Source organism: Simplicispira sp. (genome assembly GCF_028687295.1).
Taxonomy (GTDB): Bacteria; Pseudomonadota; Gammaproteobacteria; order Burkholderiales; family Burkholderiaceae_C; genus Simplicispira; species Simplicispira metamorpha.
Window position 1 is genome coordinate 1 of record NZ_JAQUAL010000101.1, and the last position, 11,587, is coordinate 11,587.

An 11,587-nucleotide genomic window follows, 5' to 3' on the forward strand; every position below is an offset into this window, starting at 1 on the left:
TGGCCTGACACCCTGGTCATCACCCACGTGGGCAGCGGCCAGCAATACACACAGCCGCTGGATTGGCGCAACACCGCCACCGGCGGGCGCAGCGCACACAGCCGCTTTGCCGTGCCCACTGCGGCCAAACTGGGCGTGTATGCGGTGGAGCTGCGCACGGGCGAGGGCGGCGGACGCAGCCTGGCCTCGGGGCAGTTTCGCGTCGAGGAGTTTCGCCTGCCGGTGTTCTCCGGCCGTGTCGGCCCGGCCGACAGCAAGGCGCTGGTCAACGTGCGCGCGGTGCCTGCCAGTGTGCAGGTCAACTATGTTTCGGGCGGGCCCGCAGCGCAGTTGCCAGTGCGCGTGTCGGCCCTGGTGCGCAGCAAGGAGTTGGCGTTTGCCGATTACGACGCCTTCAGTTTCAGAGCGCCGCGTGCGCGTGAGCAAACCACCGCGCAGGGCGAGGAAGAGGCCGCTGCCGCCCAGGATGAGCGCGTGGTGGCCGACAAGCTGCCCCTGACGCTGGACCGCCAGGGCCAGGGCCGCGTCACGCTGGAGAACCTGCCGCGCGCCAACACCGCCCAGCAGCTGGCCATCGAGGCCACCTATGCCGACCCCAGCGGTGAGGTGCAAACCCTCAGCAGCCAGCACACCCTGTGGCCCGCCGCCGTGGTGGCCGGGATCAAGACGGAGGGCTGGGTGTCGGCGCGCCAGAAAATCCGCTTCCAGGCGCTGGCCCTGACGCCCGCTGGCAAGGCCGCCGAGGGCGTGCCGTTGCAAGTGCAGGCCATTGCCCGCACCACCACCACCAGCCGCAAGCGCATGGTGGGGGGCTTCTACAGCTACGACAGCCACACCGAAACCAAAGACCTGGGCACCGTCTGCACCGGCCACAGCGACGCGCGCGGCCTGCTGCTGTGCGAAACCACCATCGCCGAGCCCGGTGAAGTCGAACTGATTGCCACCGCGCGCGACAAGGATGGCAACACCTTCGATGCCGCGTCTTCTGTCTGGGTCACGCGCCAGGGTGAGCTGTGGTTTGGCGGCGACAACCACGACCGCATCGAACTGCTGCCCGAAAAGACCAACTACCAGCCCGGTGAGACGGCCCAATTCCAGGTGCGCATGCCGTTCCGCTTTGCCACCGCGTTGGTGGCCGTGGAACGCGAGGGCATCATCGAGACGCAGGTGGTGCAACTCAACGGCCAAGACCCTACCGTGCGCCTGAAGGTGCAGGAGGGCTGGGGCCCCAACGTGTACGTCAGCGTGCTGGCGCTGCGCGGGCGCCTGCGCGAGGTGCCCTGGTACAGCCTGTTCACCTGGGGCTATAAAGCGCCGCGCGAGTGGTGGACGGCCTTCTGGTACGAGGGCAAGCAGTACACCGCGCCCACGGCGCTGGTCGATTTGAGCAAGCCCGCCTTCCGCCTGGGTGTGGCCGAGATCAAGGTGGGCACGCACGCACATCAGTTGGGCGTGAAGGTGCTGGCTGACAAGGCCAGCTACCCGGTGCGCGGCAAGGCCCAGGTCACGGTGCAGGTCAAACTGCCCAATGGCAAACCTGCCGCCCATGCCGAGGTGGCGCTGGCTGCTGTAGACCAGGCCCTGCTGGAGCTGATGCCCAACCAGAGCTGGGATGTGCTGGGCGCCATGTTGCAGCGGCGCAGCTGGGGCGTGCAGACCTCGACGGCGCAGATGGAAATCATTGGCCGGCGCCACTACGGCAAAAAAGCCGTGCCTGCGGGCGGCGGCGGCGGGCGTGCGCCCACGCGCGAGCTGCTCGATACCCTGCTGCTGTGGCAAGGCGCCGTGCAGCTTGACGCCAACGGCCAGGCCCAGGTGACGGTGCCGCTCAACGATGCGCTGACCAGCTTCCACATCGTGGCCGTGGCCGATGCGGGCGTAGGCCTGTTCGGCACCGGCAGCACGCAGATCCGCAGCGCGCAAGACCTGCAAATCATCAGCGGCCTGCCGCCGCTGGTGCGCAGCGGCGACCAGTTCCGTGCCCAGTTCACGCTGCGCAACACCACCAAGGCGGCCATGCAGGTGGAGCTGGCGCCACGCGCCGCGCCGCTGCAATTGCCACCGCAGACGGTGCAAATTCCGGCAGGCGAGGCGCGCGAAGTGGTGTGGGACGTGACTGCGCCCGCGCAGCCCGCAGTGGGCCGTACCGATTCCATTGCGTGGGAGATCAGCGCCAAAGACAGCGCCAGCGGCGCCCGCGATGCCCTGAAAGTGACGCAGCGCCTCATCCCCGCCGTGCCGCTGGCGGTGCAGCAGGCCACGCTGGTGCAGCTCGATGGCAGCCTGAGCCTGCCTGTAGGCCCGCCCGCAGACGCCTTGCCCGGGCGCGGTGGCCTCCAACTGGCCTTGCAACCCACCCTGGCCGAGGGCCTGCCCGGCGTGCGCGACTGGTGGGCGCGCTACCCCTTCACCTGTCTGGAGCAAAAAACCAGCAAAGCCATTGGCCTGCGCGATGCCGCGCTGTGGCACACCATCGTGGCGCAACTGCCCACTTATCTCGACAACGACGGGCTGGCCACGTACTTCCCGCCGCGCGATGGCGATGCCAACCGGGGCAGCGACACGCTCAGCGCCTACCTGCTGGCGGCGGCGCACGAGGCCGCCGCGCTCAACCCCGCGTTTGCTTTGCCCGATGAGGTGCGTGCGCCACTGGAGCGCGGTCTGACCGCTTTTGTGGAAGGCCGCATCGAGCGCGACTTCTGGAGCCCGCGCAAAGACCTGGATGCACGCAAGCTCGCTGCCATCGAGGCCCTGTCGCGCTACGGCAAAGCCCAGGGCCGCATGCTGGCCAGCATCACCATCGCCCCGCAGCAGTGGCCCACGCACAGCGTGATCGACTGGCTGAACATCCTGAAACGCGTGCAGGATGTGCCCGAGCGCCGCCAGCGCCTGGCCCAGGCCCAGCAAATTCTGCAAAGCCGCCTGAGCTACCAGGGCACCAAGCTCCTCTTCAGCACCGAGCAGGACGACCACTGGTGGTGGCTGATGCAAAACGGCGACGTCAACACCGCCCGCCTGCTGCTGGCCGTGATGGACGACCCGGCCTGGCAGGGCGACCTGGGTCGGCTGGCCAGCGGCTTTATCGCCCGCCAGCAGGGCGGCGCCTGGCAGACCACCACGGCCAACCTGTGGGGTGCGCTGGCACTGGAGAAGTTCAGCGCCCAATTCGAGGCCACGCCCGTCACCGGCACCACCCGCGCCAGCCTGGCCAGCCAGAGCGCCAGCGTGGACTGGGCCAAAGTCACGCGCACCACCGCGCAAGACGCCAGCGGCGCGGCGCACCAAAGCACCACGTTCGGCGCGCCTGCTGCACCCGGCATGTGGCGCGGCAATACCGCGTTTTTGCCTTGGGCCGCAGCACCCACCACGGCACCGGCCAAAGAGGCGCTCACCGTCACCCACCAGGGCAGCGGCAAGCCCTGGCTCACGCTGCAAGCGCTGGCCGCTGTGCCGCTGAAGGCGCCGTTCAGCGCGGGCTACCGCATCCGTAAAACCATTACCCCGGTCGATCAGGCCAACAAGGCGCTGCCACCGGGCCAGTACACGCGCGGCGACGTGCTGCGCGTGGCCCTGGAAGTGACCAGCCAGGCCGACATGACCTGGGTGGCCATCACCGACCCCATCCCCGCAGGCGCCACCATTTTGGGCAGCGGTCTGGGGCGCGACGCAGGCATCGCCACCCAGGGCGAGCAGCGCGGGGGGCTGTTCGGCAGTGCGGGCTGGCCTGCGTTTGAAGAGCGCAGCTTTGAGTCCTTCCGCAGCTACTACGAGTACCTGCCCAAGGGCACCGTGAAGATGGAATACACCGTGCGCCTGAACAACGTGGGCGACTTTGCTTTGCCCCCCAGCCGTGCCGAGGCCCTGTATGCGCCCGAGATGTTTGGCGAGGCGCCCAACACCCGCGTGCGCGTAGTGGCCGCTCCGTAGAGCCTGGGTCAGGCTGTTGCCATGGTGGCGGCAGCTACCCAGTCCTGCCGGGGCCCGACAAGAAGTGGCTTATCCCGGCATGGCGCTTTTGCATGCTATGTTGCAGTGCCTGCGTCGGCGCCGCAATCAAGCGAATCTGCCTGCAGTGGGCCAATGGTTTGGGCTGCGAGGCATTATTGATCCGTAAGTCGAGGTTTGCGAATGAAAAAGACCGACCAATCCTTGCTTGAGCAAATGCGGATTACTGATTTTGAGATCAGTAGCCGAAAGGCGCTTTTCTCTATTCTGGATACAGATGAGATCGCGCTCAAGGGCGCAAAGCCATACATCGAGGCCCGCATCAGCGCGCTGGTGGATCAGTTTTATGACATGCAAACAGCTGTGCCGGAGATTGCATTGCTGATTGGTGACTCGGAAACACTGGGGCGGCTGTGCAGTGCGCAAATCAGGTACGTGATGGATCTGTTCAGTGGGTATTACGACATGGAGTATGTCAATAACCGGCTGCGCATCGGACTGGTTCACAAGCGCATTGGTGTCGAGCCAAAGTTGTACCTCACTGCGGTGCAGACATTGATGAAGCTGTTGTTTCAGCTAATTCAGGAAATCATCCCCGATGCCGACGAAAAATTGCGGGTGACAGAGGCGCTGCAAAAACTGATCATGTTCGATATATCGCTTGTTTTTGATACTTATATTCGGAGTCTGATTTCCGAAATAGAGATTTCAAAAGACAAGTCTGAGCAATATGCCCGTGTGCTGGAAGAAAAAGTCCGGGAGCGCACCATGCAGCTTGAAGAGCTTTCCAGAACCGATCCATTGACAGGGTTATTGAACAGGCGGCATTTGATTGAGACATTGACGCGTGTGTTGCGCGCAGCCCAGCGGCGCAACGAGCATGTGACCATGGTTTATATAGATGTCAATGATTTCAAAGCCATCAACGATACCCAGGGACACCAGCGCGGGGATGAGGTTTTGCAGATGGTGGCCAAAGCCTTGAAAATCGCCACCCGGCTGGATGATTACTGCTTTCGTTATGGGGGTGACGAGTTCTGCGTCATTATGTCCAACTGCCAAATGGCCCAGGCCCGAAATAGCTGGGAAGGGCAGCTTCTGGGGTTGATTGCGCAGCAGCCAGGCAGTCCGAAGTTGAGCATCGGCTATGCGCAAACCGGGCCCCACGAATTTGTCTCTGCCGAGGCGCTTATCCGTCAGGCCGATGAGCACATGTATGCCGTGAAAAAGACGATGAAAAGTGTTTGACATGCCGCAGCGGTGTGGGAGACGTACCAGCCTGGGCAGTGGCCAAGCAGTGGCCATGCAGTGGTCCAGGCTTGCTCTGTTTTTGATAGCTTTTGGCGCAGGCCCCGCTTGGGCTTTGCCCAGTTTTGATGAGGTAAAGCGCGATTTTCGCCCCTCTGAGGTGCTGGTGCTCTCGCGCGAGGGCGAGGTGTTGCAGCGCCTGCGCCAGGACGCCAGCGTGCGCCGGGGCCAGTGGCTGGCGCTGGCCGATGTGTCTCCAGCGCTGCGCCAGGCCATGGTGCTGTCGGAAGACAAGCGCTTTTACGAGCACAGCGGCGTGGACTGGCGCGGTGTGTCGGCAGCGGCCTGGGGCAATTTGTGGAACCAGCGCACGCGCGGCGCCAGCACCATCACCATGCAGCTGGCGGGCCTGCTCGATAGCCCGGAGATGGGTGATTTGCGCCAGCGACCGGGCGGGCGCACGGTGGTGCAAAAGCTGGGCCAGACCGTGGCCGCGCAGGTGCTGGAGCGGCGCTGGCGCAAAGACCAGATTCTGGAGGCCTACCTGAACCTGGTGCCGTTTCGCGGCGAGATCGTCGGCCTGGACGCCCTGAGCCGCACGCTGTTTGGCAAAGCCGCCCATGGCCTGGACGCGCGCGAGGCGGCCGTGGCCGCCGCCCTGGTGCGTGCGCCCAACGCCCGGCCTGCGCTGGTGGCCCAGCGTGCCTGCGGTGTGCTGCGCGAGATGCAGACTGCGGGCGTGGGTAGGCCAGCCGTGCAAGCCTTACCGGGCGGGCAGGGCAGTGCTGCGGTTGTGCCAGTGCAGGCCACGCGCGTCGAGTGCGATGCGCTGGCGCTGTTCACCGAGGGCGCGTTGCAGCGCCGCGCCTGGGCCGCCAGCGAGGGCGTGGCGCCGCACTTTGCCCGCCGCCTGCTGGCGCAGCAGGCGCAGGCCGGGCTGCCCCCGCGCATGGCCTCCACCCTGAGCGCGCCGCTGCAGCGCTTTGCCGTGCAAACGCTCACCCAGCACCTGCGCGAGCTGCACGGGCGCAACGTCGAAGACGGCGCGCTGGTGGTGCTGGACAACGCCAGCGGCCAGGTGCTGGCCTGGGTGGGTTCGTCGGGCAGCCTGAGCCAGGCCGCCGAGGTCGATGGCGTGCTGGCGCTGCGCCAGCCCGGCTCCACGCTCAAGCCGTTTTTGTACGGGCAGGCCATTGCCCAGCGGCGGCTCACGGCGGCGTCGCTGATCGAGGATTCGAGCGCGCACATCCCCACCGCCAGCGGGCTGTACATCCCGCAGAACTACGACCGCCAGTTCAAGGGCTGGGTGTCGGTGCGCACGGCGCTGGCCGCATCGCTCAACGTGCCCGCCGTGCGGGCGCTGGTCATGGTGTCGCCCGATGCGTTTTTTGACCAGCTGCGCGCGCTGGGCCTGCCGCTGCGCGAAAGCGGTGGCTACTTTGGCTACAGCCTGGCGCTGGGCAGCAGCGAGGTGCCGCTGTTGCACCTGACCAATGCCTACCGCGTGCTGGCCAATGGCGGGCGATTCAGCCCGGTGGCACCGGCGCTGCTGCCGGTGGCCGGGGCGGCGCCCGCGCCCGCTTTCACCCCTGCGCTGGATGCGGGCGCCGCCTTCATCGTGGGCGACATCCTGGCGGACGGCAACGCCCGCGCCCGCACTTTTGGCTTGAGCAGCGTGCTGGCCACGCGCTTTTGGACGGCGGTGAAAACCGGCACCAGCAAGGATATGCGCGACAACTGGGCCGTGGGCTGGTCGCAGCGCTACACCGTGGGCGTGTGGGTGGGCAATGCCAGCGGCGCGGCCATGCACGATGTCAGCGGCAGCAGTGGCGCCGCTCCCATCTGGGCCAGTGTGATGGCCTACCTGCACGCGCGCCAGCCCAGCCGCGCGCCCCAGCCGCCGCCCGCGCTGGTGCGCACGGCAGTGCGCTTTGGCCCCGCGCCCCACGGCGGATGGCTGGAAGCGCCGCGCCCGGAGTGGTTTCTGCCCGGCACATCGCAGGCGTTGTTTGCTATGGATTTGGGAGCTGGTAGCGCTTATCCGGCGCGCGCTACAGGCCAAAAAAGCTTTCAATCCAATGCGCGCATGCCCGACCTGTCTGCCGTGCGCATCAGTGCGCCTGCCAGCGGCACCATCGTGGCGCTGGACCCCGACATCCCGCCCCAGCGCCAGCGGCTGCAGTTGGCCGCATCGGCCAACGCGGCGGGGGCGGGCGATGCGCTGCGCTGGCGGCTCAATGGCAAGGGGCTGGGGCGGGGCGCGCAGCTGGCCTGGCCGCCCTGGCCAGGACGCCATGTGCTGCAACTGACCGATGCCCAGGGCACTGTGCTGGACGAGGTGCGCATCGAAGTGCGCGGCGCCGGGCTGCGCGCGGCGCCGTAGCACGTCAGGCCCCACCAAGGCTTGCCTTTTACAATTTGCAAATTGTTTCAAAACCTGCTTGCCGTGCGCATCTCCATCGCCCATCGCCTCATTCTGTTGGCCGTGCTGCTCTCTCTGGGCATCGGTGGCTTGTTTGCGCATGCGATCTGGACGATGCGCGAAAACCAGTGGCACTTTGCCACCCGCAACAACGTCAACCTTGCCCACACCCTCAGCCAGGCCATTGCCACCACCGTAGAGGCGTTTGACCACTCCTTGCAAGGCGTGGTCGCTGGTCTGGGCGATGCGCAGACCATGGCGCTGGTGCCAGCGCTGCGCCATCGCGTGCTGTTTGACTATTCACTGGAGATGCACGGCATTGAAGGCATCTGGGTGCTGGATGCCCAGGGCCGGGTGGTGCTGGAGTCTGGCCCCAACGCCACCGCTGCGACACAGTTGCACCCTTGGCCCTACACGGAGTCATTGCAAGCGTTTCAGCAGGGCAGCCATACCGGATTGCACGTGGGCCAGCCCGTGCGCAGCCCTATCACCGGCCAGTTTGTTCTGCCCCTGAGCCGTGGTTACTACCACGCCGATGGCCGTCTGGCCGGGGTGGTGGTAGGCGCACTGCGGGTGGCGTATTTCAACAAGCTGTTTGCCTCGGCCCAACTGGGGCTGCAAAGTGGCATCAACCTGTTGCGCGCCGATGGCATCGTGGTGGCGCGCTTTCCTTACGGCGACGAGGACGTGGGCAAATCCCTGGCGGGCACCGCCAACATGCGCACTTTGCAGTCAGCGCCCAGCGGCACCTTCAACAGCTTTGCCGTGCTCGATGGGGTCGAGCGCATGTACGCCTTCCAGCACATCAACAACTACCCGCTGGTGGTCAATGTGGCCCGGGCGGTTGACTCTGTGATGGCCGACTGGCGCCATAACGCCGCCTTGCTGGGCGTGTTTGCGCTGGTGCTGATGGCCGCCTGCATGGGGCTGGCCGTGCTGTTTGCGCGCGAGTTGCAGCGGCGCCAGCATGTCAGCGCCCAGCTGCAACAGACCCAGCACGACCTGCAAACCATTCTGGACAACCTGCCCTCCATGGTCAGCTACTGGGATCGGGAGCTGTGCAACCGCTTTGCCAACCGCGTGAGCGACACCTGGTTTGGCATATCGCCCGAAGAAATGCGCGGCATGCCCGCCGCCGACATGCTGGGCGCAGAAGACTTTGCCCTGGTGCTGCCTTACCTGCAAAAAGCCTTGCAGGGCCAGAAACAGCTGTTCGAGCGCACCCTGATCAGCCCCGATGGCCAGGTGCGCCACACCTACGTCTCCTACACCCCCGACTACGAAAAAGACGAGGTGCGCGGCATTTTTGCGCAGGTCACGGACATCACCGAGCGCAAGCGCATGGAAGACGAGCTGTTCCGCGAGAAAGAGCGCATGCGCCTGACGCTGCAGTCCATTGGCGACGCCGTGGTCTGCACCGACGCCGAGGGCCACATCACCTACCTCAACCCCGTGGCCGAGCGCATGACCGGTTGGCAGGCGTTTGATGCCGCAGGCCGCGACATCGACACCGTAGCGCCGCTGTACCTGACCAACGGCGCCCAGACCCAGCCCAGCCCGCTGCGCCTGGCGCTGCAAGCGCGCATTGCCTGCGGGCCCACGCGCGGCGTGGTGCTGCACCGCAAGGATGGGCGCCGTTTTCAGGTGGAGGAATCTGCCAGCCCCATCATCGACCGCCACGGCCAGCTCACCGGCGCGGTGATGGTGCTGCACGATGTGACCGAAACCATGGCCATGGCCGAGCGCATGGCCCACTTGGCGCAGTACGACGCGCTCACCGACCTGCCCAACCGCGTGCTGCTGCAAGACCGTGCCCGCCACGCGCTGGCGCAAGCGCAGCGCGACGGCAAGATACTGGCCGTGCTGTACCTTGATCTCGATGGCTTCAAGCAGGTCAACGACCAGCTCGGCCACGACGTGGGCGACCAGCTGCTGGTGGAGTTTGCGCGGCGCCTGCGCGCTGCCGTGCGCCAGTCCGACACCGTGTGCCGCCAGGGCGGTGATGAGTTTGTGGTGCTGCTGCCGGGCCTGCTGAACACCCATCAGGTGGGCGTGGTGGCAGAAAAAATCCTGGCCACCTGCGTGCCCGACTTTGTGCTGTCAGCGCACACCGTGCGGGTCGGCGTCAGTGGCGGCATTGCGCTGTTTCCGCAGCACGGCAAGAACTTTGAAGCGCTCTCGCGCCACGCCGATGCCGCCATGTACGCCGCCAAACGCGGCGGGCGCGGGCATTTTCGCCTGTATGCCAGCGATGGTGCAGAGCACGAGCGCGTGGCCCCGGCATCGCTCTGAGGCAGATGGTTTGCTCCTGAAAGCGTAGCTGCTGGCGCAATACCAGCGGGCGATGCAGCCACTTTTGGCATCCAAACCAGAAGCGAATCTGGCAGCGCCTGGAAATTTGTTGCATCCCGGCAGAAATTATTTTGATGGCCGCGCCGCCCCCGGCTGCCTACCATGGCCGCCAGCTCACCCCCTTGCCAAGGAATTTTCCGTGACCGATCTGTCCAAAATCACCTGCATCGAAGACCTGCGTGTTGTGGCCCAGCGCCGCGTGCCGCGCATGTTCTACGACTACGCCGACTCGGGTTCCTACACCCAGGGCACCTACCGCGCCAACGAGGCCGACTTTGCCCCCATCCAGCTGCGCCAGCGTGTGGCCGTGAACATGACCGGGCGCAGCACACGCACCACCCTGGTTGGCCAGGACGTGGCCATGCCGGTGGCCATTGCGCCCACCGGCCTCACGGGCATGCAGCACGCCGACGGCGAAATCCTGGCCGCCCGCGCGGCGCGCAATTTTGGCGTGCCCTTCACGCTCTCGACCATGAGCATTTGCTCGATTGAAGATGTGGCCCAGCACGCCGGGCCGGGCTTCTGGTTCCAGCTCTACGTGATGCGCGACCGCGATTTCATCGAGCGCCTGATCGACCGCGCCAAAGCCGCTGGCTGCACCGCGCTGCAACTGACGCTGGATTTGCAAATCCTGGGCCAGCGCCACAAGGACATCAAAAACGGCCTCTCCACGCCGCCTAAGCCCACGCTGGCCAACCTCATCAACCTGGCCACCAAGCCGCGCTGGTGCCTGGGGATGCTGGGCACCCGGCGGCGCAGCTTTGGCAACATCGTCGGCCATGCCAAGGGCGTGGGCGATTTGTCGTCGCTGTCGTCGTGGACGGCCGAGCAGTTCGACCCCGAACTCAACTGGGGCGACGTGGAGTGGATCAAAAAGCGCTGGGGCGGCAAGCTCATCCTCAAGGGCATCATGGACGCGGAAGACGCGCGCCTGGCTGCTGACAGCGGCGCTGATGCGCTGGTGGTCAGCAACCACGGCGGGCGCCAGCTCGATGGCGCGCCGTCGTCCATCCGGGCGCTGCCCGACATCGTTCAGGCCGTGGGCCGCGATATTGAAGTGTGGATGGATGGCGGCATCCGCAGTGGCCAGGACGTGCTCAAGGCACGGGCGCTGGGCGCACGCGGCACGCTGATCGGGCGCAGCTTTTTGTACGGCCTGGGTGCGTTTGGCGAGGCGGGCGTGACCCGCGCGCTGCAAATCATCCACAAGGAGCTGGATACGACCATGGCGTTTTGTGGCCGTACCGATATCAACACGGTGGACGACTCTATCTTGCTGCCAGGGACGTATCCGGTGCCTGTGTTGGGGTGAGTTTTGGGTTTTTGGGTTTTTGGGTTTTTGGGTTTTTGGGTTTTTGGGTTTTTGGGTTTTTGGGTTTTTGGCTTTTTGCTGAGGGCGGGAGCCGGGACTCGCCCCGGCGGGCGACTCACTTTCTTTTGCTTCGCCAAAAGAAAGTAAGCAAAGAAAAGGCGACCCTGCTGTGCGTGACCCCGCTGCTGCGCAGCGGGGCAACCTGCGATGCTCACGCCGGGCGGGGGCCGCGCAAACTCGCCTTCGGCTCAAACAGCGCGCGGCCCTGATCCGCCCGGCGCTGCGCTTCTCGGCACGCCCAGAAGGGG

At 65.7% G+C, this 11,587-nt stretch carries 5 protein-coding genes; all 5 read left to right on the forward strand.

All coding sequences use genetic code 11. The features are described 5' to 3' along the window. Positions 1-3,927: alpha-2-macroglobulin family protein (locus PHX69_RS11400; protein ID WP_288043802.1), on the forward strand; the 3,927-nt coding region annotated here is incomplete at its 5' end. A gap of 201 nt (positions 3,928-4,128) precedes the next feature. Next, positions 4,129-5,193 (forward strand): GGDEF domain-containing protein, encoded by a 1,065-nt coding sequence (locus PHX69_RS11405; RefSeq protein WP_288043803.1) that lies wholly within the window; start codon positions 4,129-4,131, stop codon positions 5,191-5,193. A 55-nt stretch (positions 5,194-5,248) separates the two neighbouring features. Then, the gene (gene pbpC, locus PHX69_RS11410) at positions 5,249-7,576 is read left to right on the forward strand and encodes a penicillin-binding protein 1C (protein WP_288043804.1); all 2,328 of its coding nucleotides are present in this window, start codon (positions 5,249-5,251) and stop codon (positions 7,574-7,576) included. A 42-nt stretch (positions 7,577-7,618) separates the two neighbouring features. Beyond that, positions 7,619-9,907 (forward strand): diguanylate cyclase domain-containing protein, encoded by a 2,289-nt coding sequence (locus PHX69_RS11415; RefSeq protein ID WP_288043805.1) that lies wholly within the window; start codon positions 7,619-7,621, stop codon positions 9,905-9,907. A 199-nt stretch (positions 9,908-10,106) separates the two neighbouring features. Continuing rightward, the gene (locus PHX69_RS11420) at positions 10,107-11,279 is read left to right on the forward strand and encodes an alpha-hydroxy acid oxidase (protein ID WP_288043806.1); all 1,173 of its coding nucleotides are present in this window, start codon (positions 10,107-10,109) and stop codon (positions 11,277-11,279) included. The last annotated feature ends 308 nt before the right edge of the window (positions 11,280-11,587 follow it).